The sequence below is a fragment of the Pedobacter sp. UBA5917 genome (genome assembly GCF_002432345.1).
In the GTDB taxonomy this organism is placed as follows: Bacteria; Bacteroidota; Bacteroidia; order Sphingobacteriales; family Sphingobacteriaceae; genus Pedobacter.
The window spans coordinates 1-26,461 of the sequence record NZ_DJDT01000276.1 but is presented as its reverse complement, the minus strand read 5'-3'; the positions used below and the strand labels follow the sequence as shown (position 1 = coordinate 26,461).

The window sequence follows — 26,461 nt, the reverse complement described above, 5'->3', positions numbered from 1 at the left end:
GGATTGTAAATTTACAATCCCCTTTTTATTTTAATTATCTGTCATTAATCTGTTCAATGATAACTCCTCTGAAGATATTGGCCAGATATAGCCATTTTCGGTTGGCGATTTAGCAGGCGCACTTCCCTTTAATGGAATAGTTAGCAATAAACGGGTTAAATCCGGGGCTCTTAAACCTTCACCCAAAAATTCTATTCTTCTTTCTAATAATAAAGCATCTGTAAAATCACTAACAGTAGCAGGCGCGAGTACTGTAGTTGCATCCGACCGTTGACGAACAGCATTCAACAACAGTAATGCTTGCGCATCAACTGTATTAGTACTACGTACTCTGGCCTCGGCCAAGTTTAACAATACTTCGGCCCACCTTATTACCGGAACATAATCTGTGTATGGGCTTGCAGTGGTAAACTTAGCAACAAACTGTTTTGAGGCCGCCGAAGTAAAAATTAACGACCGTCTTTTATCTGTAGATTTCCACCCTGTATTAGCTATAACACCAATTGGATTCAAAGAAAATTCTGTTGTACCAGGTGTGGCATTTGTAAAATAGAAATACGAAGCCAAAGAGTTTTGCGTCCCAGGATAATCCAACGGACTAGCTGAAGTCGTCATTGGCAATGAAAATACAGATTCGGCTGTAGTATATGGTGTTTTAAACACAGTAGTAATATCCGAAACCAGATCGTTTGCTACATTTGCCTTTGCTTTAAATGGAGCAACTGCAGGCACCAGTTTATTTGCTTCTGTAATTACATCGGTCCATTTTCCCATCGTCAAATAAACCCTCGTTTTTAATGCTATTGCAGTATTTTTATGCGCCCTTGTTGTGTTAAGCAAAGCTGTTGCATTTGTAGCTGGAAGATTTGCTTCTGCATAATTTAAATCAGCAATAATTTGGGTATAAACCTGATCTACCGTGCTTCTTGCCAAATCAGAAAAGCCTGGACCTGTAATTCCTGTTAAACGAAGTGGCAGTCCAGGTTTACTTCCATTTCCATCGGCATAAGGCCTTGCAAAAACCTGCAATAAACTATAATAAGATAAAGCCCTAATTAATCTTGCTTCGGCAGTGTATTTGGCACCCAAGGCATCGCCCACAACTGAATTACCTTTCGAGGCCATCCCATCGATAAAAACATTACAACGGTTAATGGTAACATAGGCCTGAGACCACAGTGTTTTAACAGAAGTTGCACTGTTTGCAAGGTTCATGCTCCAAACATCGGAAGCAGTTACCAGGTTTCCGGTCTCGTTTATAAAATCTTCTCCTCTTATGCTCCCGTAAACCAAATATCTACCTCCATAAAAAGATCCATTTTTTAACGAACCATATAATGAATTTGCCTGACTTTCGATACGGAACTGTGTATCGAAAGCATTTTCTGCAGCTACAGATGTTTTAAGTGCGGGGTCTAAAAATTCTCTTTTGCAAGAACTTGTAAATATGACAGCCGAACACAATATTGCTATGTATAAATTTCTTTTGTTCATGATTTTTTCCTTTATATTTTAAAACCCTAAGCTAAGTCCCATGGTGTAAGTTCTTGCGTTTGGACCAGAGTTTCTATCTGAACCCTGACCAGAAGAGCTTGACCCATTTGAAGAAACTTCCGGATCTGGACCAGGGTACTTAGTTATAATCGCAAGGTTTTGACCTGCTACATAAACACGGAGGCGGTTAATTCCCGATTTTCCGAATGCAGTTTGCGGAATAGTATAACCAAGGCTTAGATTTCTTAATTTAACAAAATCTCCTTTGAAAACATTTATATCCAATGGAATAGTATTACCATAAGAAACGTTATCAGTATATACAGCTCTCGGAAAATCAGTAATATCACCAGGTTTTTGCCAACGGTTCAACACATCAACTGCATTGTTCCAATACCTCTGATCGTGCAAACCTGCATTGGTTCCGTAAGATACCCAGAAACCCAATTGATAGGTTAGCATTACGTTTAAGTCAAAGTTTTTGTAACGGAACGTATTATCAAAACCTCCGTAAAACTTAGGCGCAGTATTTTTATACATCTCAGCATCAGCACTTTGAGTGATGGCTGGAGCAGTAGCACCATTATCAAGATAAGTCCAGTTTGCCTGACCAGTAGGTACGATGTGCTGATAAGTAACTGCTCTACCCGCCTTATTATAAAATATTCTTCTTCCAGTTGCCGGATCTACACCACCTGTACGCACCACATAAAGATAACCGATAGAATAACCCGGAATAGACCGGTTAACATTTTCTCCTGTAGTAGTAGAGCCCGTTGGAGTTATAATTTCAGTTAAGCCTGGTGCTAGTGCGGTAACCTCGTTCTTGTTATAAGCGATATTGAAGCTGCTGTTCCATGAAAAATCCGTAGACTTAAGTGGCGAAGCATTCACATTAAACTCCCAGCCCTTATTGTACATGGAGCCAATATTGGTAGCAACAGTTGATGGAACACCAGTTGATGGCGATTGCGATACGTTAAGGATCAAACCATCGATATTATTTTTGTAATAGTCAATTTCAAAATCGATTCTACCTTTTAAGATACCAAAGTTGATACCGATATCTGTTTTTTTACTGGTTTCCCAGGTAAGTTCCTTATTGCCGGCAGCACTGTAAATAGATGATGGAATACCACCATATAAAGCAGAACCATAAGTAGAAAAAGTAGCATAATCTCCAATGCCCGAAATATTACCCACTTTACCGTAACTTCCTTTAATTTTAAAACTGCTAAATACTTTATCTAAACCTGCACTTGCCCAGAAATTCTCTTTCGTGATTTCCCATCCCGCAGATGCACCCCAGAAAGTTCCTTTTTTAATTCCTAATGCAGAATATTCATCCTGCCTTAAATTACCGCTCAAGAAATATTTGCCATCGTAGTTATAATTTAAACGACCAAAATAAGAAAGCAAGTAATTTTCTCCATAAGCTGCACCTGTAGAGTTGTTTAAAGTAAAACCTGCTTGTACTACATCATAAGCCGGATCTGTTAACCCTTGGCGATCGATACCATAACCAGTAACTGTATTTCTTTGTTGCTCTTGTCCAACCAATAAATTGAAACTGTGTTTAGAAATTTCGTAATCAGCCTGAGCGGTATTGGTCCAGGTCCAGTTTTTTCTTTTTCTGAAGGCCCCAATGGCTTCACCACTCACACCCTGGCCTGGTCCATGAATCGGATTATAGAAAATATCGTTATCGCTATTGATGTAATCGATACCGTACATCGATTTCAAATTTAACCATTTGAAAGGACTAACCTGTAAATATGCATTAGATTGCATGTGGTCCAATTCGTTATTTTCCCTGTTTAGAGAAAGTACCTGGGCAAAATTGTAAAAACCGACTTGATTACCTGTTACAATATTGTTCATTGGACCAACAAATGTAGCACCAAGATTAAAGCTGCCATCATTATTATACGGCGATACGTTTGGCGAATTTACCAACGCTGTTCTGGCTAAACCTGATGTACCATAAGCTTCCCCATTTAAAGAACCTGAAGAAATTGCAGCTAAATTTTTCTCATTAGAGTAAGATAACTTACCACCAATGGTGATGAATTTATTCAATTTACTATCTATATTGAATAATCCATTTAATCTTTTAAAATCATTCTTCTGGTAGATACCCTGTTGATTGGTGTATCCAAAGCCCATATAATACTTGGTATTTTCAGTTCCGCCAGAAACGTTTACATTATGATTCTGTGAAACACCTGTACGGTAAGCATAATCGTACCAATTGGTATTGATGGGCTGGCCGTCAGGACCATTTGTCAAAACAAATTTCTGAAGCTGCGAAACACCGTTAAAAGTTACGTTTACACTTCCAGGGCGGATCGCATTTGCATTGGCAATGGCTTCGTTTTTATAATCTGTATACTGGAAAGCATCAAGCAATTTTGGTAAGCGGTAAGCTTCAGACCATCCCACCCAAAAATCGTAATTTACTTTTGGTAAACCTGTTTTACCTCTTTTAGTAGTAACAAATACAACACCATTAGCAGCACGGCTACCATAAATAGCAGTTGAAGCAGCGTCTTTGGCGATATCGATACTCTCAATATCATTTGGATTAATACTCGACAATGGGTTAGCAGCTGAGGCTGTTAAACCCTGATCGCCGGTGGTTGCCACTACCCCATCTATTACAAATAATGGCTGTGAACTTAGTGAAATAGAGTTTGTACCCCTAATCCTGAATACGGGCGGTGTATTTAATACTCCGGCAGGAACAGTTATCTGCACACCCGAAGCCCTACCAGCCAAACCCGCTTCTAAGCTCTGAATAGGTTTCTGAGCAATAGCTGAGCCGCTTACAGATGCAGTACTTCCTGTAGTTTCGCCACGCTTTTGGGTACCATAGCCCACCACCACAACATCCGTTAATGTTTTCGAATCGCTCTCTAATGCTATATTTAGTGTATTTGAAGAACCAATATTTTTGGTTACTGATATAAATCCAATAGAAGAAAATTCAATTGATGTTACGCTCCGGGATACTTTAAGCGAGTATTTTCCATCTGCTCCCGTTGTGGTTCCACCGGTTGCACCTTTGATTTTAACACTTACACCCGGAAGTGGCAATCCATCTTCACTGGCCGTAACTGTTCCTGTGATTGTTCGATCTTGCGCTATTGCGGAGGTGGCAATAAACAGCAATATGAACAAACTTTGTAGAAGTTTTTTCATAAAAAAGTTTAGTTTAGTTAATAATAATACAATATAGGATTTAGTATTTTGTAATACAAATTTTACAATAAAAAATACTTATTTTTTATTTCTCCTGCTTAAACTCTGCTAAATAACTGATTATTAGAAACACTGAGCAACCTCCGCCTCAATAAATTTAAAAACAAACAACCACCGTGGTTCCCGTAGCTGAAATTTTAGTTTTAATATTTACTGGATGGCAATTACGGTCTTTATTGACCATTGAGGCGCTTCCGATTGTTCGGTTTGGGTTATTGCTCCGGTTGCAATAAGCAGCAATACGAACAAACTCTACGCGAATTTTTTCATAAAAGTTAGTCTAGTTTCGGTTAATAAATACAATATACATGAAATCATTATTTAAACCAAATAATTTGTGCAAAAAACAAACACATCCACACCGTAAATTAAAAAAAACAGATACAATCTTTAAAAAAGATCCCTTACACGAGATTAAAAACCAAAACACCCTAAAAAAAAGTCTCTTAAAACAGACAAAAAGCGAATAAAACCTAAAAAAAATTATAAAAACTAAAAAAGCTACTCTTAAAAATACTATCAGCGATCATTATAAGAAGAATTGCTGTAAAATAAGCCGCTTCGAGATTAAAGAATTTAAATTTTAGCTTTAAAAAAAAAGGATGCCATCTGGCATCCCTTAAAAAATCATTTCAACATATTATTAAATACTGTTATAGTAAGATACTAATTTAATTGCATCTTCTTCCTTCTTAAGATTTAACTTATTCGCTTCAATATATTTAACAAGGTCTGTTTGTTTATCGCCCAAACCAGCAATTATGGATTTAGCATCAAGCTTCACTTTTCTCAATTTCTTTTTTTCATCGCTTAAGTAATAAAACACGGTAGCTTCTACTGTTTTGCTGGTTACTGCCGAATTGTATACTCTTGATTCATAAATCTTTTTTACTGTTCTTTTTACCAGCTGCGTTTTAGGATTACCGGTATACATTAATTTTTGGTAATACGATTTTTCGGTTGCACCATCAATTGGCGAATATCCATTTACAAAGTAACACTCCTCAAAACTTCCGTTTACATTAACCATCTGGATTTTAAATTCCAAAACCGGAATATTAAAAAGCATAGCCTGATCTTTTTCTCCCAAAAAATATACTTCGTCTAAAATCTGGTCATACTTTAAATTAACATCTTTATAAAACTTGCCATTTGCCAGCTTTACAACACCTCCCATCCACAATTCATTCAAAAATGGCGAACCATTCATTTCTGTATAATGGACAGACTTTAGCGGAATATTTCCGCCCACACCGCTTGCCATAAAAATTTCATCCTGCGCAATGGCAAAAAAAGGAAGAAATACAATTGCGAAGAGAGAAAGGATTAATTTAATTTTTTTCATAACATAAAAATAAAAAAGGCTAGGTGATTAACCTAGCCTTTTCATTATTTTTTTTAGTAACCTGGGTTCTGAGCCAGATTTGGATTCTTTTGAGTATCGTAGAATGGGATTGGGAAAATCACATAATTAGATCCGTATGCCTGTGCGGCAACTACACTGTGCGCAGGGATTCCACGTCCGGTACGTAAATAATCAAATTCTCCTTGTCCTTCAAACGCAAGCTCTATTCTTCTTTCAGTCAAAATTGCAGTAATTAAATCTGCTTTTGTAACTGCTACAACAGGATCGGCTAATGATCTAGCCCTTACCTGATTTACCAAGCCTAAGGCAGTTGCATCAACAGTAGTGGCCAAGTTTGCTAAAGCTTCTGCTTTAATTAACAAGATCTCAGAATATCTCGAAACCGGAACCCAGTCTGTAACGCCCAGATATTTAGTAGTCCAATAAGAACCAGCTTGCTGGATAATTAAGTTTTTAAATCTTAAGTCTTTAGTTTGGTCCATTAAAGCTACATAATCATTACTTACCGTAATATCACCTCTTTTTGATGGAGCATAGTGTTGGCCTAAGGCAAAGTTAGTATTAGGGTTATCACCACCGTTCATGGCTACAGAAAAGATACTTTCTTTTGTAGTATACGTTCTGAAAGCAGTTAGTGGATCAGCATTTAAACCATATTTACCTGAAGAAATGATTTTATCAGCGTAAGTATTCGCTTTAGTATAATCTCCTTTGTAAAGGTATAATCTTGCTAATAAAGCTTGTGCAGCACCTTTAGTTGCTCTTGCAACATTTAATAAGGTAGGGTCTCCGTAATCAACCGGAAGTTTAGTTTCAGCATCAAGCAAATCAGCTTCCATTTGATTGTAAACATCAGCTACGCTTGCTCTCGAAACCTGATTGGCATCAGAGAAAGGTGCATCAGAACTAGTTAAAACCAAAGGCACACCAGGATGCGTTGCAGAAGCTGTAAACTTATAAGGTTGTGCGTATAGATTAACCAAATAAAAATAGCATAAAGAACGGATATACTTAGCTTCACCAGTGTATTGGCTTGCTTTAGCGCCAGAAACGATATTGCCTGAAGCTGCTAAATTTTTAAGGAACAAATTTACTTCACCAATAGATCTGTAAGCACCTTGCCAAGCGGTACCAATATAAGCGCTATTAGAGTTTACTGTTGTAAACTGTGGAAGCGGATTAAAAAAAGATGAAGGGTTCACATCTGTACCACGTACGTCTGCATAAATCAAAACACGTCCGCCAAAATACTCGGCATTCTGTAATTGATCATACATACCTACAGAAGCTTTTTCAACACGTTCAGCTGTTTCGAAAGCTGAACCTGGAGAAAGACTGATTAAAGGCTCTTCGAAGATATCTTTTTGACATGAAGACAATGTCAAAATCGATACTACAAATAGCGCAGTTTTTATATTTCTGAATTTATAATTTATTTTCATGATATTTTTCTTAGAAAGTTGCTGTTAAACCGATTGTATATGTTCTTGGCTGAGGAATCGCCCTGTTATCATAACCAACAGCAATATTTGTGTTATTTCTATTACTGTTAACCTCAGGATCTACACCGCTATACCCTGTAATAAGAAAAGCATTATAAACTTGCGCAGACACTCTTAAATTGGTTAAGCCCAATTTCTGAAGGTATTGGCCATTTAATTTATAACCTAATGAAATTGCTCTTGCTCTTAAGAAATCACCTTTTTCTAGGAATCTAGTTGAAGCCTGGTTAGCTGTTTGATCCAACATATTCAATCTTGGAATATCAGTGATCTGGCCAGGAGTTGTCCAACGATCTAAAATTCTTGCATCATTGTTCTGGAAAGTATTTACCAATAAACCTGATAAAGTTGAGTTATAGATATAATTACCACCTTGATAAACCAATGAAATATTGAAATCAAAATCTTTATAAGTAAATGTGTTGTCAAAACCACCATACCATTTAGGTGCTCCGGTTTTGCCTTCTAAATATACCTGATCTGCTGCAGTTAAAGAAGTAGTTGTTCCATCAGCCAATGTGTATTTTTGACTTGCCTGATTCCAGATTTTTTTGGTTACACCATCAGCTGCATACCAAGTTGGATAACCAGTAGCCGGATCTACACCAGCCCATTGGATTAGTTTATAAGTTCCTAATGCACGGCCAACACTTGCAACAGTACTTGCTGAAGCGATATCAGCATTGTTATTAGAAGCAACTAAACTTGTTACTCTGTTTTTAATTCTTGTAAAGTTGAATGATGAAGTCCAGTTAAAATCTTTCGTCTGGATGTTTTTAGTATTTAAAGTTACCTCAATACCTGCATTTTTCATCGAACCAATATTGGTTGTAATAGATGAATTAGGTACACCAACAGTATAAAGAACAGGAGCGTTTAAGATCAAATCAGATACATTGGTATTGAAATAATCTAAAGTAATACCAATTCTGCTGTTAAGGATGTTTGCATCAAATCCAATGTTGAATTTTTTCGAAGCTTCCCATCTTAAATCAGCATTACCTAACTGGCTGCTTGAAAAACCATTAACAGTAGTATAACTTCCACCTGAATAAAGTGTTCTGGCAGCGTACGAACCTACACCCCTAGAGTTACCTACTAAACCATAACTACCTCTAATTTTTAAGTAGTTAATGATTTTGTTTTCTTTTAAGAAACTTTCTTGAGAAGCAATCCAGCCTGCTGATACACTTGGGAATTTACCCCAACGGTAAGCCGCTCCAAAACCAGAGAAAGCATCTGCTCTAATCGCACCTTCGATAAAGTATTTGTCATCATAAGTATAACCTGCTCTACCAAAATACGACTCTAAACCGTTTGAGAACAAACTACCACCAGAAGCAAGTAATACGCTACCTGAAGAAGGATCGGCACCTGTATAAGCACCATCGATGATGTTCTGGAAGAATGGATCAGCAAAGTTGTTAGCCGAAGCATAAATTTGCTGTTGTTTAGTATATTGATATTCGGCACCTGCTGTTAAGCTAATACGGTGTTTTTGAGCAATTGTTTTATCATATGTTGCAAAGTTTTGCCAAACCCATTGGTTTCTGGTTAAAATATAATCCTGAACCAAACCTAAGTACGAAAGACCTAAACCAGCAATAAGTGGGTTAGAATACTGATCTTCAAAATTGCTTTGATAGTCAACACCAAATTTTGAAGTAAATTTTAAACCGCTGATTGGTTGAATTTCAACATACGCGTTTCCAACAAAATTTTGTGGTGTATTCTGATTTCTTTGTAAATCAACTGCTGCAAGTGGGTTATAAACACGGTTACCGATAAAACTTGTTCCTAAGTAAGAAGTAACGTTATTTCCTAAACCTAAGTAACCTACCGGCGAAACAGTAGTTAAGTTATAACCTTTTGGTCCGTTTGGATTAAATGCAGCTACAGTAGGTGCAGCGTTATAACCAGAAATAGATGCTCCGGCTAAATAATTATCGGTTAACACACCGTAGTTGATACTTTTTGTATAAGAGATTTCAACTCCAGATCTTAACCATTTTTTTGGTCTAACATCAATATTAGCCCTAACAGATCCTGTTTTTAATTTGTTTCCATAAAGAATACCTTCTTGATCAGCATATCTAACAGAACCATAATAGGTAGCTTTATCAGTACCACCTGAAATAGACATAGTATTGTCGAAAGTTTTACCTGTTCTGAAAATTTGTTTCATCCAGTCTGTTCTATCAGGCACACCGTCGCCATCAATATCACTATCTTTTGCAATAACGCCTACAGCAGCACCGTATCTGTTAGTTGCTTTTTCATTGTTGATCAAATTAAACTGATCACCATTTAATAAATCGGGCACTCTCGAAGCTGTAGCGAAGTTCGTTTTAGAATCGATAGTAAGCAATGTAGTTCCGTTTTTACCTTTTTTAGTTGTAATCAAAATTACACCATTTGCAGCTCTCGATCCGTATAAAACCGCAGCACCAGCATCTTTCAATACCTCGATCGATTCGATATCATTTGGATTGATTAAAGCTAATGGATCGAAACGTGTACCGTTACCACCATTAAAAAGGTTTAAATTTTCGAGTGTATTGGCCGGAATACCGTCAATAACCACTAAAGGCAATGAACTGGTTGAGATTGAGTTAACACCACGGATACGGATAGAAACACCATCTGCTAAAGTACCACCAGAGCTAGAAATCTGTACACCGGCTGCTTTACCCGAAAGTGCTTTATCAAAACTTTCGATAGGCAGACTTGCGAGATCAGATCCTTTTACCTTTGCGATTGAACCGTTAACATCTTTTACGGCTTTAACACCGTAACCTACTACCAGTACATCTGTTAATGTTTTAGTATCAGCTGCTAAAACAACGTTTACCACACCTGAGGCAGTAATTGCTTTATTTTGAGAAATAAAACCAAGATACGAGAATTCTAAGGTGGTAATATTACCAGGTAGACTGATAGAAAATTTACCATCAGATCCTGTTTGAGCAGCAATTTTAGCTCCAGAAGCCTTAACACTTACCCCAGGCAAAGGTAATCCATCGTCTCCAGATGTAACCATACCTGTAATTGTTCTGTTCTGTGCAAATGCAGCCGACGCTACAAACAAAAGAACGAACAAACTTTGTAGAAGTTTTTTCATGAAATTTAAGTTAGTTAATGATATAGTTATTTGAAGCGCTAAATATAAAATAGATTAACTACAGTTTAACAAATTTTAACAAATTGAAAGACTATAATGACTTTATTATGACAATAATCGCGTCTTATTAAAAAGGCGTATCGTGTAAATTTTCTACAGTTTGATGAATTTTATGGACAGTTTTAATACAAAATAGTTAAAATGAACCTCAATAACGGCATATTTCGAATTAAAAACTATGCCAATTTATTTTTCTTATCAGTCGGTTTTTATATAAAAAATGTTAAAATATGTAAAACTCATTCAGAACTTTCGGCTGGCCTTCGTTATTCTTGATAAAAACGAATATAAATGAGGGTTTAAGAGCTGTGCTGGGATTAATGGAATAATGACAACAATAAATTTGCGATAAAACAACAAAGCCCTCCAAAATAATTTGGAAGGCTTTGTTGTAAAAAATTGTTAACTAGCTTAATGGTCGTCGCCAACAAACTTGGTCCGGTGGTAACCTTTAAGGTGAAAGACTCTACCAGGAACATCATCATCCGAAAAGACAACATCCAATGATATCGCATCCGTTTGTGCTTTAGATGACGGCCCAACGGCGCCATTAGGTGTTACTTTACCATTGGTTACTGTAAATGTTATACCACCGGGATATGTTCCTACATTAGCCACGTTTTGCCCTGTGAAGGTTTTGCTATCCAAATTTACATTTACTTTACCAAAAACTGTTTCAGTTGTTGATTGAGACCAGAAGTTGGTCAAATTCAACCACATTTGTGTTGACGAGTTATCTGCTGTATTGTAAGTAGAAATTCCATAGTAATCTCCTGTACCATCTATCTGCACCCACCATTCGCCAGATAGATCTTGCACTGCTGTACCACCAACGGGTTCGTCTTTTTTGCAAGCAGAAATGCTTAGTACAAAAAGTGTTAGTATATAAATATATTTTTTCATCGTTTTATAATTATTGTTTAACAAAGGTTCTAACTGCACCACCATAACCCGGATTTTCTACAGCCCACGAATAATTGCCCGAAACCAGATCTTTACTCTCTGTATTTGATCCCCAAGGCCCGCTATCGGTATTTTGTTGAGGAATGTCGATTACACTGCCCGTAGGATTTATGGCAATTACATTAACAGTTGTACCGGTTGCTGCTCCACCAGGGTTGTTTACCAAATAGGCCCCAGGAGCGAGTTTTGTCCATTTTGTAATTGTACCCGTAGCCGCCCTTAAGTAGTTGCCAGAAAAATCATTGGCTAAGGCATCTGCTTTTGTATCATAAACTACTACCGATCTTGTTGTAGTTGCAGAAAAACCATCGCTATTTTCAGCAGAATAAGTAATTAAATAAACACCAGCTACAGCCGTATTTGGCAGGCCTGTTACCTTTACCGTGATGGTACTGGCACCCGCCGCCGCAGTAGCGCCTGCATCGGTGTAAGTACCTCCTTTAGCTACAGCCACGTATTTATCACCCTTCATCGTTATTATTGGATATATCGTTATTTTAGAAATACCGACATAACCTTCCGGGTAATCAAACGACTCTTTTTTGCAAGAGCTATAAGTCATGCTTATAACCCCTAATATGATTATTGCTAAATATTTTTTCATCTCTTTATCAATTATAAATACTATTTACCCCACCAAACCTTTGTTGTAATCGGAACTTCTGCTGGTGTATTGCTGTTTCTATCTCTTGATGATGCAGGAAATACCAAACGCTTAGGAAACAAACCTGAAGTTACGCCGTTTTTCGAATACACCCATTGACCAGGAATATAGTTATCATCAGTAGAGTACACTGCACTTATTTTTGGATAACCAGTACGCTCTTGCTCAAAGAAACCTTCTAAGCTATGTGAACCTGCAAAAGAAGCCCATTTCTGCACAATAATTTTTCCCAAATTTTGCTCAAAATTACCTTCAACATAATTAGTTAAATAGTCATCCGGAACATCATCTCTTGTTAATTTTACCTGGGTAAAAGCTGCAATAACACCGTTTTCATACATTGCTCTAGAACCAGCACCACCATAATATCTTTCTAAAGCTTCTGCCTGCATCAGGTAAGATTCGGCAGCCGAAATAAACCACACCGGATCTTTAGCCGTTTGTGCAAAAACAGTTGCTCCTGCATAAGTAGGCTGTTCAACTGCTGTTGCCGTATAATCGCCCTGATTCATGGGCACAGGAGTAAGTGTTCCATAATAATACTTAGCTCTTGGATCATTATTAACCGCTAACCAACTGGTAAATGTTTTACTTGCCCTTAAGTTGGTAGTGGTATTTAAACGGCGAACATTATATTCGTAAAAAGGGTTACTGCTATTTGGCGTATCTTCGAATGTAGCAATACCTGCACCTGTAGTTAAAAAATTGGCTCCATCGGTGTATAATTTGGTAATCCCAGCCTGAGCTTCTGCCGGTTTTGCATTAACCATCCTTAAATACATTTTCAACTTTAAGGTATTGGCAAACTTGGTCCACTGATCCATATCGCCACCAAAAAGAAAATCCGTTTTTTTCTGGTCGTTATTTAGTGGCACACTGGTATAATCCTTAGCTAATGCCGCATTAATTTCGGCAAGAAGTCCCACATAAATGGTATAACCATCATCAAATTTAGGTTGTAAATTATCAAGTCCCTTTAATGCTTCGGTATATGGAACTTTATCATATAAATCAACCAGTACCTGATACGTATAGGCTTTCATTACCGTGGCCATTAAATTATAACGCCAATCGTTTCTGGCTACAGCTAACTTTATGGCCAGTTGATAGTCGGCTAAAGCACCAGAAAACAGCTCGTTATAATTACCGTTAAAATCGTTACGGGTTAAGGCATAAGAATCAATTGTTTTATATTGATTAGATGCATTTGCCTGTGTATAATATTGCGCCCAGATACCGCCAATAATGGTTAATTCGCCACCAACACGCCCTGCGGTTGAGCCTACTGCCGAAGGGAATAATACCTCCGGGGTAGTTGTTTCTAACAAAGGATTATTTGGATCAACATTGATATCCAGTGTTTTCTTACATCCAAAAGCAAGAAACACAACTGCTGATAACATCAGCATTTTATATTTGATATGATTATTTTTCATTACGCAGTAGATTAAAATGAAACTTTTAATGATGCCCCAAAGAACCTCACAGGAGGAGCAGTTCTAAACTCTCCAAATTCACTTCCTAAATCGTTTCCATAATTGGAAACCTCCGGATCGATCGTTTTATTGGTTTTTGCAAGCCACGTTAATAAATTTCTTCCGAAAACAGATACACTCGCTTTTTGTGCACCAACTTTACCTACAATAGATTTAGGAAGGTTGTAGCTCAATGTTGCCTCTCTTAGTTTAAGGAAAGACCGATCTAAAATACGGTTTGCATAGGCATCGGCTTTGTTTGATGTGGTGTAATAAAAATCATCCGTATTGGCTTCTGTTATTGGCGTAGTATTTTCTACATAGGTGCCATCTGCCAGTTTCTGAACCGAGTTTGGAACGATAAAAGGCCTGCGATCGTTATAAGTTGTCTTTTTATCAGCACCTACAAAGTTCAATAAATCGGCTGTTCCCGAATAAAACACACCGCCTTTATGCCAATCTAACGTAAATGAAAGAGAAAAGTCTTTATAACGGAACTGGTTATTCAATCCCATAACAAAATCAGGTACAGTAGAACCAAAGCTCACATTTTCGGATGAATATACAGGATAGCCATTGGCATCAACAATAACCTGTCCGCTTGGGCTATATGTACGCGTAGGCGCTTCGATGATTCCCAAAGGCTGGCCAACTTTTGCCACAAATTGGGCGTCGTAAGCAAAATTTAAAACAACTTTATTTAATCCAATCGGCAATTCTGTTACCTTACTGTTTTCTTTCGTAAAAGTATAGTTCAATGTCCAATCGATATCTGTAGTCTTAATAGGCTTGATATTAACAGCTAGCTCTATACCTTTATTACGCACCGAACCGAAATTTACAATATATGACGAATAACCAGCTGCCGGATCAATCGGCAATGGAATAATCTGATCTTTTCTTAGTTTATTGTAATAAGTTGCATCAATACCAATGCGATCTTTGAATAATCTGATCTCAGCACCAAGTTCAACCTCTTTAACGCGTTCTGGCTTAAAGTTGTTACTGTTTAACTGATTAGAAATGGAGTAACCTGCAACACCAAAAAGAGGAAAGGTTAACGTTCCGAAACCCAAAGGAGATGAAGTACGTGTTGCGGTATTGAATACACGATAAGGATCGGTATCACTACCCGTTTCGCCATAACTCGCTCTAAATTTTAAAAAACTGATCGGCGTTTTAGTTAAATCTAATGCTTGTGAAGCAATGAAAGCTAAACTAGAAGCAGGGTAGAAGTAGTTATTATTATCCTGAGGAAGTGTTGAAGACCAGTCGTTTCTTCCGGTTAAGGTTAAATACAGGTATTTGTTGTAACCAAGCGTAGCCGAAGCATAGGCACCAAATAAACGACGGTGCGATTCGGCATTGGTTGATGTTGGCTTATTAGCCGAATTATTGATCTGATAAAAACCTGGTATTGCCAAATCTTCGATCGTTGTATTCAATATCCTTGATCCACGATCGTTATAATTCGCCCCAATTAAACCATCCAGATCGAAATGGTTATTTAACTCTTTATTAAAAAGGAGATTTAATTTTGTATCGTACTCGAAGGTTTTAACTGATCCCTCAATTACGTTACCAACATCAGCTGCTCTTGAAGATCCTTCGATATTCCCTCCGGCATTATAACTGCCTACACTTGGTGCATTTTTATTGTGCCAGATCTTACTAACTGCATTATCAACATCAGCACCTTGCTGAAACTGAATACTTAACCAATCTGTTGCTTTGTAGTTTAAATTAATATTGCCATACAAACGATCGCTCTTATATCTACTACCATTTTCGTAAAGGGCGTAATAAGGGTTTTCTGCATATGGAGTAAAATAATTATCAACATTAAAGAACTTGTTCTTATAGTCTTGTAAATCTTTAATAGGAATATCGCCCGGAATTTGTAGAATCTCTTCATAAAATGAAGAACCAATACCTGCATCACCACCACCCTGATTAATAAACTTAGTGGTTTTGCCAACATAGTTTAAAGAAGCATCGGCCGAAAATTTTCCGTATTTGGTTGATCCTTTTAAGGTAAAGTTATTTCTTTTATACGAATCGTTATCAGATGGGAGATAACCGTTGCTATAAATATTACCGTAAGAGAAATAAGCCGTGCTGTTTTCATTTCCTCCGCTTAAAGCGATATTGTTATTTAGCTCAACACCGGTTGTTAAGGCATCCCTAACATTATTTTTAATAAAAGAGAAAGGTTTTAACAGTTGAGAATTATCAACTACAGCTCCCCACGTTCTTAATTGCCCGTCGTATCTTGGCCCCCAGTTACCATTTTCTGAAGGAATATAGGTTCCATCCCAACCTTGGCCAAACTGATCCTGCGGTTTATAAACCGAAGCCACATTGGTTAAAGTAGTTGATGTAGAAAGATCAACCCTTAATTTACCGGCAGCTCCTTTTTTAGTGGTTACGATTAAAACACCATTCGATCCGCGCGAGCCATACAATGCAGTTGCAGCAGATCCTTTTAAGATACTGATGCTCTCGATGTTGTTCGGATCGATGTCGTTGGCATTGTTACCAAAATCGTAATTTTCGCTAGAACCTGCAGTTGAGTTATCTAAAGGCACACCATCTACAACGTACAGCGGCTGATTACTGCCTGTTATTGAAGAAAACCCTCTTAAAATAACTTTTGTTGAGCCGCCCGGCGCACCAGAAGTATTAGAAATGTTAACACCGGCTACTTTTCCCTGCAAACCGCCAAATAAACTTGCTGGTGCGGAAGCATTTACCTCGGCTGATTTTAAAGTGCTTTGAGAGTAACCCAAAGTTTTTGTAGCCTTGTTAACACCCAATGCCGTTACAACTACCTCGCCCAGGGCTTTAGAATCGGTAGTCAGAATTACATTGATCACATTTGAGCTTCCGATTGATCTGGTTTGACTGGCAAAACCGATTGAAGAAAATTCAAGGGTCTTGGCATCAGATGAAATTTTAATGGAGAATCTCCCATTAGAATCGGTAGAGGTACCGCCTGAGGCCCCCTGAATTTTTACGCTTACTCCAGGAATGGGCAATTTGTCGTCTTGAGACGTAACTGTTCCTGTGATTGTTCGATCCTGTGCCATTGCATTTACCGCAAAAAACAGCAAAATGAACAAACTCTGTAGAAGTTTTTTCATAGTAGAAATAGGTTAGTTATGTATAAAATAATACACTAAATTAGAGTTAGTAAGCGCCTCTAACAAATTTATTTTAACATTTTTTAACAAATAAGGCTTTAAATCATAGCCAGAGCCTATTTCGTACAGGTAACTTTTTTGCTATCGCAGCATTTTAACTAAAAAATTAGGCAAAAAGCAGTATACAGACGTTGCAATTAATAACTACAAAAAAGAATGTTCCCAAAAAGGGTTTTGCCCCCTTCCCAGAAATTTCTGAACAGGGGATCGTTGGCAAGATAAACCACCTCTCCACGTCCAAAATCCTGAACGCCGATCAACAACCCGGTCTTCAATTCTTCGCGTGCCTTTTTACCTACAACACCTGCAATTAAACTTTTATCGTTAACCAAACCAACATTCCAGCCATTGGCAAAAGGTTCGTAAATTTTACGATCGGTTTTTAAACTGTAATAGGCTTTACCCAGGCCGTAAGAGAAAGGATGGGAGGCATCGAGGTTAATCCTGTAAATGGCTCCGGGGATGGTGGTTTCGAAATCATCCCTGTCTTTATCCTTAAAAAGCAGTTTGCTGGCTTCGGGTTTTTCATCTTTCTTAACCACCGCTTCTTTCTTTTTAATATCGAAACCTTTTTTCTCCAGTACACTTTCAATGGCATCTTCCATCAAAATCAGCTTACCTCCTTTATTTAACCAGGCAGTTAAACCATCTCCGATAAAAGGGGAGTAACTTCCATCAGGAAGGATAAGTGTATTGATTTTATTGATATCTAAATTATTGATGTCTTTAACATTGATAATACTTGGCGAAAGGTTTAAATCATGTTCAAGGAAAAACCAGGCTTCGCCAAAAGCCAAAGACGAAACTTCTATGCCTGATACAATGGCAATTTTTGGCTGTTTAAGCAAAGGATAAACATTTGAGCCAAAATCTTTACCTTTTTCTACAAAACCACTGCTCACCGCCTGGATAGGTTTATCGAGCATTTTGGCAATAAAAGCAACTTTATCTTTTACGCCTTTAACGATCCGGTCATTTTCGGCCCTCAGCACAATCAATGTTCCGGCAGGATAGTCTTTACCATTTACCGAAAAAGGCTGATCGGCCTGTCTTACCTTGATGTTTTCTTTTTGCAGCGCAATTAAAACATGAGCATCTTCTGTTGTTCCCCAGTTAAATAACCAGGCCAAAGGTTTATCAGCCTCATTACTTACGGCTTTGGGTTCATCTAACGAAGAAAACTTGCCTTTTATGCTTTCCTTACTGGCATAACCTTTTAAGCCATAAACGTAAGGTAGGGCCCAGGCCGTGATATCGTAAGTATTCGAATCGGTTACGAAAGTTTGCGGCTCCAGCAATACATTTGCCAAAACAGCCCTCGATTGCTGAACGTTTACAATCAGATCGTTGCGTCCGATTGTAAAGTTTTCCTCTTTTTGGGTGTCGTAATCGTAAGCCCTGCCGGTTTTATCGCCGCCGTAGGCAAATTCGATCTTATTTTTGGTTAAAAGTTCTGCCAGTTTCTTCAATCGTGATAAATTGGTAGGCTTGATGATATAACTTTTATAAATACCCGGTGGATTGGCCAGCTCCTGCTGGAAATATTTTTTATATTCTTCCAAAAGTTTATTGTGGCTTAAAGAAGTTACTTCAAGCGTCGACATTCCTGTTGTAAAGTGGTGCGCAATACGATCCTTTAGCGTTAAGGTATCACCATCATTGGTTACCACCGATAATCCGGCCCTGATGCCTCCCTGCTCGTAAGTCATACCGATTGATCCGTTATACAGCGGATAGGTATCGCCATAAGAGGGGTAAAGCAGGTCGAAACGTTCTTTGGTAAAATATTGCCAGCCTTCGGCATCAAAGTATTTGGCATTGTTTTTACCCACAACCACCTGAAAGCTTTTTTGCCAAGGCGTAATATCCTGGTGCACGGGCTCTGCCGCAGGCGCAAAATAATAAGGTTCGTTATAACTCTGCTCATGAAAATCGACATGTACCTGTGGCATCCACTGGTTATATAAAGCGAGCCTCTGCTGACTTTCGATCTGCGTTTGCCACGCCCAGTCGCGGTTTAAATCAAAATAGTAGTGGTTTGGTCTACCGCCGGGCCAAGGCTCAATGTGCTCACGCGAGGAGGGGTCTGAATTGGGTACTTTACCCACCACACTGTTAAAATAATTTACATAACGGTCTCTTCCATCAGGATTTAAACAAGGATCTATTACCACAACGGTATTTTTTAACCATTCGGTAGCAGGCTTATTAATGCCCGATGCCAGTGTATAAAGCATTTTCATCGAAGTTTCTGTCGAATTGGCCTCGTTGCCATGCACATTATAGCTTAACCAAAGTATGGTAGGCTGCTTTGTTAAATCAACACTCGTGTTGTTACCTGTTGTTAACGCGAGGTTATTATTTCTGATCTGCTCGAGCTTTTCGATATTTTCGGCAGAAGAGACAAAAGCAACCATTAACGGTCTTCCCTCATTTGTTTTACCGTATTCTACCAGTTTAATGTTTTTAGGAGATGCCGCAGCCATTTGCCTAAAATAATCGGCCACTTTATGGTGCGGAGTGAAATGTGAACCAAGCGCATAACCCAAAAAATCATCAGGAGATTTTAGCTGGGCCTGTACAAAAAAAACGGAGCTAAGGGAGATCAGGCAGAACGTTAACAGTCTCTTCATGTTAAAATAATTTTACCTAATGTACTAATTTTGTTTTTTGTTGTTGCTAAAGCTTAATTTTACATCACATTTTTTACGATCAGCATGATTACAACCGAGAAATTATACAATTATTACCTGGAAAACCCTGTTATTTCTACCGATACAAGAAACATTACGCCCGGTTGTATCTTTTTTGCGCTTAAAGGAGATCTTTTTAATGCCAACGAATTTGCCGCCCAGGCCATAGAAAAAGGAGCCGCATATGCCGTAATCGACGAAGAAAAACACGCACACAACGATAAATGTTTATTGGTAGGAGATGTGTTAGCTACATTGCAGGATCTGGCACGCCATCACCGTAAACAATTAAATATTCCGGTTATCGGCTTAACCGGCAGCAATGGAAAAACCACCAGTAAAGAACTGGTAAATGCTGTTTTGGCCGAACGCTATAAAACCTTTGCCACTTTTGGCAATTTAAATAACCACATCGGTGTTCCGCTATCGATTTTATCCATTACCGGTGATGTGCAGGTTGCAGTAATTGAAATGGGTGCCAACCACCAAAAGGAAATAGAACTGCTTTGCACCATTGCACAACCTACGCATGGTATAATTACGAACGTGGGTATGGCCCATTTGGATGGATTTGGAGGTTTTGAGGGCGTAAAAAAAGGAAAAGCAGAATTGTATGCTTACCTGAAAGCAACCAATGGTTATACCTTTATCAACAGAGATAATCAAAATTTACTCGAAATGGCCGAAATTGCCGGTTTAAGTAAACTGATTTATTATGGAACAGAAAATGGCAATACCATAAAAGGTTCGTTAAAAAGCAGCGATCCTTTTATCGAAGTAGACTGGACCAATCACGATGTTGAATCAACCGTAAAAACGAATTTAACCGGCAGCTACAATTTCGAAAATATACTTGCGGCAATCTGCATCGGCGATTTTTTTGATATGGCCCCTAAAGAAATCAACACAGGTTTATCAAACTATCAGCCCAAAAACAACCGTTCGCAGTTAACCAAAACCGAAAAAAATACGGTGATCTGCGATTTCTATAACGCAAATCCAAGTAGTATGGCCGCCGCTTTAAAGAATATCGCGGTATTAACGGCCGATAAAAAAATGGCGATTTTGGGCGACATGTTTGAATTAGGTCCTGAATCGCCTGGTCAGCACGGGTTAATTGCAAAACAGGCAGCAGTAAGCGGTTTAGATGAAGTCATTTTTATCGGAAAAGACTTTTACCACTATAAAAACGATGTAAAAGGCACATTTTTCGAAACACCGACCGAAGCCGCCACTTATTTACAGGAAAACCCGGTGCTTGATCATTTGGTGCTGTTAAAAGGATCAAGGGGAATGAAACTGGAAGGTCTGTTGCAATATTTGTAGTCCATCAATCTGAGTTCGATTATAGTATCATTTAAAGTTCTCTTATCGATATTTTTAATTTATAGTCGTCACCCTGAATTTATTTCAGGGTCTATCTAGCAGGAAAGATGCTGACCACGAAGTAGCTATTAGACCTTTAAAAACAATAAGAATAGCTAATAAAATAAATTCAGCATGACGATCGCGTTAGGAAAAGCGGCCTAAAACTGATCAAAATGTATAAATACTAATCAAACTCAGGTTAAATAAAAAAAGCTGTCTTAAATTAATTTTTAAGACAGCTTTTTTAAGATTCTATTTAAAAGGTGCAGGCAATTTTACCATACACGTACCTGCCGCTAAAGCCAAACTGACTAACGGCTCTTGGGTATAAAAACCTCCCGTTCGATGTATTATCCAATCCTCCCGAATAATTACTGGTAGAAACACCACTTAAATTATGCTCATTGTTGCGTGGATCGATATACAATTTATCAGGGTAAACATCAAAAATATTGTTGGCACCAACCGTAACCGACCAGTTTTTACCTGCTGCATAACTTACCGAGAAATCGGTAACCCATTTTGATGCAAAAGTTTGATCCAGCTGGACCGGCAGGCCGTTTGCCGGAATGTTCGGATCTATGGCATTGAGGTAGGTAACCTCTCCAAAACGCACGGTTCTGGCCACAAATGATAATTTATCAACATTATAGGTTGCCGTAATATTCAACTTATTTTTGGGCACAGAACTTTCGAAACGCGAGCGTTCCAACCTATCAAATAATTTAGCTTTTAACGTTGGGTCGCTTTCAATTTTATCAGAACCCTGAATGCTTCTTACCACTGTTTTATTCACATTACCGGCAACGCTCAAAATTAAACTGCTTTTGGCGCCAAGATTAAACCTGTTGGTTAAAACAACATCTATCCCTGCGGTATTGGTGGTAATCGCATTGGTAAAAAACTGTACACTGTTAATCTGAGCCAATGGATCAACCGTATTCAGAATCTGGTTTACAACGCCTGTTGGCACCAAAACACCGCCAGACCGTTCGCGGGCATACTGACTCGAAAAAACAATACGGTCGCTGATATCGATATTATATGCATCAATGGTAAAGGTGAAGGTTTTTGCAATTTTACCCGCTAACCCCAAACTTCCTGATCTGGAGATTTCGGGTTTTAACGGACCAACGCCAAATTGGGCAACAATAGGGTTTGCATTATTTACCGTTAAAACCTGGGTTGCATTTGTACCTACAAATTGTGTACTCTCGTTATTAAAATACTGCTGATGTAATGATGGTGCCCTAAAACCTGTTGCATAAGCACCACGCAAAGCAACATCGCCAAAAAGCTTAACCTTACCGGTAAACTTATAAGAAAAATTGGAACCGAAATCGCTGTAGTTTTCATAACGGCCAGCGGCTTCCAAAGTTACCCTTTTACCAAATTCGGCTTCAAGATCGGCATAGGCACCAACATTATGCCGCGATTTATCCAGAGCGTTGCCAGGTTTAAACCCAGGAAAAACCTGTGCACCCGAAGCGGTAGGCGATGTTCCGATCAATCTTCCTCCGTTTGAGTAGGATAAAAATTCCCCTTCTTTAATCTGATAATTATCGATCCTGAACTCAGCGCCAAAGGCAGTATTCAACGAAGTTAAAAAACCACCATCAAAAGTATGTCTTTTGTTTAAATCGAGGTTACTTGTGTTCTGGCGGAACAACAATTCCCCCGCATAAAAAGAAGTGGGGCTTGTTCCGGTAGGTAAAGAGGCATTTACAGTGTTATTGATATTGAATTTGATGGTATTTTCTCCACTGGTGTTACTGATGTCCAAATCCCAATCGTGCAATAGCTTTGCCCTCAAACCAACCGATAGTGAATAATCGTTAATTTTGGTATCGATAAAAGGCAGAAATCCGTTGGGATAAATGGATAAATCAATCTGCGTAGTTTGTGTAGGCAAACGGTAAAATCCTGCAGCACTTCCGGTTTTATGGGTAAGGCCGGCAGCGTAGTACAATTGGGTAGTTTTACCAAAATTAAACTGTCCGTTTAAGAAACCGCCACCATTTTTAGAGTCGGAGTTCCCTACCCGCATGTTGTTCCTGTCAAAACCGTTTGCGGCTGCCCTTGCATCATCAGCCGCCTTTATACTGGCAAAACGTGCCTGAAAATCCGCTTCTGTTTCTGTTGGTCCTTTTGTTGGGCTTGCCGAATACAATAACGGGCGGGTATCTAAACCTCCGCGGTTGGTATATCCGCGCTGAAGGTATTGGGCGGCAAAATTGATAAAGCCTTTATCGTTCTTAAATGCCCAGCCCTTACTGAAATCGACCTGAAAAGTTCTTCCATCACTGAAATCGCGGCCTAAAGCTGTTGAAGATGACTGACCAAAAGAGGTTGAAAAGCTATAGGGAGTTACCTTTTTCAGCACAATATTGATTACGCCGGCAATGGCATCCGATCCGTATTGTGCCGCAGCACCATCACGCAATACCTCAATGCGCTCAATTGCCGAAACCGGGATGGAGTTTAAATCCGTTCCGACCGAGCCCCGGCCAAAAGTACCGTTAATGTTTACCAGTGCGGTGGTATGCCTGCGTTTTCCGTTTACCAGAACCAAAACCTGATCGGGGCCCAAACCCCGTAACGATGCAGGGTCGATATGATCGGTTCCATCAGAAACCGTTTGCCGGTTAGAGCTAAAAGAAGGCGCCACAAAATTCAAAATCTGCGTTAAATCGGTTTGTGCAAATACCTTTACATCTTTTGTAGAAATCAGATCTACCGGAACAACACTTTCGATATTCGTTCTCGGTGCCGATCGCGATCCGATCACCACTACATCGCTTAAAAGTTCTTTCGCATCCTGCAACGCAAAATCCATCGTTTTTACGCTGTTATCAATCTGAACAGCTACTTCAGCAGTCTGGTAACCGGTAAAAGAAATCCGGACTTTATAAGCCCCGGCTGAAGTGAATTTTAAGGTATAAAGTCCGTTTCCATCAGAGGATGTCCCTATTTTTGAACCAACTACCTGAACAGTAGCACCTGGTATGGCCATGCCGGCCGAATCGGTAACTTTACCTTTTAAGCCTTGCGCAAATAACTGGCCCGACATCAGAAAAAAGAGAATAACAAGGGTGTTTTTGAATAAAATTCTTATCATAGTTCATAGGTTTATAAACAATAATAACAATTTTATTACACATTTTCACACAGCAACTAACTGACACATAACGAAATAACAGATAAATCCGCTTTTTCTGTAGATAATAAAAGACAAATAACAAAAAAATGCAAAGATTTGATTTAAATCAGAAAACCGGCAGATTATTGAGCTAAATCAACCAAAATACCAGCATCGCTTACTTCTAAAAGCGGATTATCGCGCATATTTTGTTCAATTTCTATTTCAAACTTGCCATTATGGGGGAAATGATAGTTGGTAAGCATCGGAAAAGTATAGCTAAATACGTTTCCGGAACCGCTGCCCAACCACTCGCCATCATTTTTGGCCAATTTGAACTGATAACGCCGGGTTACCATCTTTTTACCATCCCTAAAATGGGCAAGGATATAAATATTGGCATATTTATAATCTGCAGTATGTCGTAACTTAAAATAAATATTATAGGCCTTACTATTATCTTTAATTTCAAATGGTGTAGAAATGTGGTTGCGATAAGTCCACCTACGGTCGGCAATTTCTACATTGCTATCAATTACATTTGATGTACAGCCTACAAATAGCGATGTGATCAATAAAAGGCCAAGCAGAAATACTTGTCGTTTATTCAGCAGCAGGTTTATTTTCTGAGCCATTATTATTGTTTCGGCGGTTATTGTTTTTCCTACGGTTATTTCTATTCTTGTTTTTGCTTTGCTCAGGTTTTACACCTTCAACCGCAGCACCACCTTCAACTTTTGCCGCTACAGGTTTTTGTCCTTGTGGCTGTTGTTGTTTTGGCTTATTGTTCTGCGGTTTTGGACCATTAACATGCTGTGGCTTGGGCACTAGCTGTTTCTGACCTGTATTTTGCTGCGGTTTCTGCCCCTGCGATTGAGTTTTTCCTCCCTGCTGTTGCTTCTGATTACCTTGCTGAGGTTGTTGCGGCCTATTATTCGGTGCAGCATTTTTATCTCCTGCAGGCACCCTGTCACGTCTGTTCTGGTTGTTGTTGCGGTTGTTTTTCTGGTTATTATTCTTATTTTTATTACGCGAACGCTCATCCAAACGGGTTAAACTATCCTGACCAACTACATTTTCGTAGTCGAAAGATTTTTCGACCACCACTGGTGCAGCAATCTGAACAGCTTCTTCTTTAAGGTTTGGCGCTTTTTTGCCTGCCTTATTCATCGCCATAATCTCTTTTACACGGGCTGCCTTAACCGGGATCCAGTTTTCATCACCCTGGTAACTAAACCACATAATTTTTTTGAAAATATCGGTTTTTTGATGACGGGCGTAGCCTGCTTCTGTATCAAGGTTTTCGATGCGATCTGGAATGTCTTTCAAAGCATCCAAATAGGTATCCAGCTCGTAGTTTAGGCAGCATTTTAATTTACCGCACTGGCCTGCAAGCTTTAAGGTATTTAATGATAAATTTTGATAACGGGCCGCAGCTGTAGAAACGGTTTTAAAATTGGTTAACCAGGTAGAACAGCATAATTCGCGACCGCATGAACCAATTCCACCCAAACGGCCAGCTTCCTGGCGCATCCCGATCTGGCGCATTTCGATCCTGATACGGAAACTTTCGGCCATTTTTTTGATCAGCTCGCGGAAATCCACACGCCCATCGGCAGTATAAAAGAAAGTAGCTTTGGTTTTATCAGCCTGGTAATCCACATCGCTGATTTTCATCTGCAAACGGAGATCGAGGGCCAGTTTACGGGCTTTGTGCATGGTTTCCCATTCCATTCCCTTGGCAGCATCCCATTTTTCTACATCGGCTTCTGTGGCTTTACGGTAGATTTTTTTGGTTACCTGATCCAAAGCGGTTTTCCGCCGTTTCATCTGTATCCTTACCAGCTCGCCCGTAAGCGAAACATGGCCTACATCAAAACCTCCGGTTGGCCCTTCAACAGCAACAAGTTCACCAATTTCGAGGTAAATGTTATCGTTATTAAGGAAAAACTCCTTGCGCGAACCTTTAAATTTGATTTCTGTAACCTGAAAAGGTTTATAATTAGAAGGCATATCCAAATTGGACAGCCAATCGTGAACTTCCATTGTTTGGCAACCACCGGTGCCACATGAGCCATTACTTTTGCATCCGTTAGGGGTGCAACCACCACCTGTAGAACAACTTCCACATCCCATATTAATTGTATATATA

14 protein-coding genes are annotated in these 26,461 nt (G+C 38.8%); 1 reads left to right on the top strand and 13 read right to left on the bottom strand.

From position 1 onward, the window contains the following. Positions 1-30: 30 nt before the first annotated feature. The 10 genes from B2V92_RS18740 to B2V92_RS18695 all read right to left on the bottom strand — a co-directional run bounded on the left by B2V92_RS18740 (position 31) and on the right by B2V92_RS18695 (position 19,742). On the bottom strand, positions 31-1,494 hold the full coding sequence (locus B2V92_RS18740) for a RagB/SusD family nutrient uptake outer membrane protein (protein ID WP_293311060.1): 1,464 nt from the start codon (positions 1,492-1,494) through the stop codon (positions 31-33). Between the two features lie 18 nt (positions 1,495-1,512). After that, a complete protein-coding gene (locus B2V92_RS18735) occupies positions 1,513-4,695 on the bottom strand; it encodes a SusC/RagA family TonB-linked outer membrane protein (RefSeq protein ID WP_293311058.1) in 3,183 nt (1,060 codons plus the stop codon). Positions 4,696-5,398: 703 nt separating this feature from the next. After that, on the bottom strand, positions 5,399-6,100 hold the full coding sequence (locus B2V92_RS18730; RefSeq protein WP_293311056.1) for a hypothetical protein: 702 nt from the start codon (positions 6,098-6,100) through the stop codon (positions 5,399-5,401). Between the two features lie 53 nt (positions 6,101-6,153). Next, positions 6,154-7,563 (bottom strand): RagB/SusD family nutrient uptake outer membrane protein, encoded by a 1,410-nt coding sequence (locus B2V92_RS18725; RefSeq protein WP_293311054.1) that lies wholly within the window; start codon positions 7,561-7,563, stop codon positions 6,154-6,156. A gap of 10 nt (positions 7,564-7,573) precedes the next feature. Continuing rightward, positions 7,574-10,744, bottom strand: a complete 3,171-nt coding sequence (locus tag B2V92_RS18720) for a SusC/RagA family TonB-linked outer membrane protein (RefSeq protein ID WP_293311052.1) — start codon at positions 10,742-10,744, stop codon at positions 7,574-7,576. Between the two features lie 471 nt (positions 10,745-11,215). Further along, a complete protein-coding gene (locus B2V92_RS18715; RefSeq protein ID WP_293311050.1) occupies positions 11,216-11,707 on the bottom strand; it encodes a lipid-binding protein in 492 nt (163 codons plus the stop codon). A gap of 10 nt (positions 11,708-11,717) precedes the next feature. Beyond that, the gene (locus B2V92_RS18710) at positions 11,718-12,239 is read right to left on the bottom strand and encodes an immunoglobulin-like domain-containing protein (RefSeq protein ID WP_293311048.1); all 522 of its coding nucleotides are present in this window, start codon (positions 12,237-12,239) and stop codon (positions 11,718-11,720) included. Positions 12,240-12,391: 152 nt separating this feature from the next. Then, a complete protein-coding gene (locus B2V92_RS18705; RefSeq protein ID WP_293311046.1) occupies positions 12,392-13,867 on the bottom strand; it encodes a SusD/RagB family nutrient-binding outer membrane lipoprotein in 1,476 nt (491 codons plus the stop codon). Positions 13,868-13,878: 11 nt separating this feature from the next. After that, complete coding sequence (locus B2V92_RS18700) at positions 13,879-17,049, bottom strand: SusC/RagA family TonB-linked outer membrane protein (RefSeq protein WP_293311044.1); 3,171 nt, start codon at positions 17,047-17,049, stop codon at positions 13,879-13,881. Positions 17,050-17,246: 197 nt separating this feature from the next. Continuing rightward, positions 17,247-19,742: a M14 family metallopeptidase gene (locus B2V92_RS18695; RefSeq protein WP_293311042.1), complete on the bottom strand. Its 2,496-nt coding sequence runs from the start codon at positions 19,740-19,742 to the stop codon at positions 17,247-17,249. Between the two features lie 84 nt (positions 19,743-19,826). On the opposite strand from B2V92_RS18695, the gene B2V92_RS18690 reads away from it, so the two are divergent. After that, positions 19,827-21,128: a UDP-N-acetylmuramoyl-tripeptide--D-alanyl-D-alanine ligase gene (locus B2V92_RS18690; RefSeq protein ID WP_293311040.1), complete on the top strand. Its 1,302-nt coding sequence runs from the start codon at positions 19,827-19,829 to the stop codon at positions 21,126-21,128. A 298-nt stretch (positions 21,129-21,426) separates the two neighbouring features. On the opposite strand, the gene B2V92_RS18685 is transcribed toward B2V92_RS18690, so the two are convergent. From B2V92_RS18685 to B2V92_RS18675, 3 genes are all read right to left on the bottom strand, one after another. Further along, on the bottom strand, positions 21,427-24,288 hold the full coding sequence (locus B2V92_RS18685) for a TonB-dependent receptor (RefSeq protein WP_293311038.1): 2,862 nt from the start codon (positions 24,286-24,288) through the stop codon (positions 21,427-21,429). Positions 24,289-24,452: 164 nt separating this feature from the next. Then, positions 24,453-24,944, bottom strand: a complete 492-nt coding sequence (locus B2V92_RS18680; protein ID WP_293311036.1) for a gliding motility lipoprotein GldH — start codon at positions 24,942-24,944, stop codon at positions 24,453-24,455. Then, a partial coding sequence (locus B2V92_RS18675; protein WP_414691898.1) for a PSP1 domain-containing protein occupies positions 24,913-26,461 on the bottom strand: 1,549 nt, incomplete at its 5' end. The genes B2V92_RS18680 and B2V92_RS18675, both read right to left, overlap by 32 nt.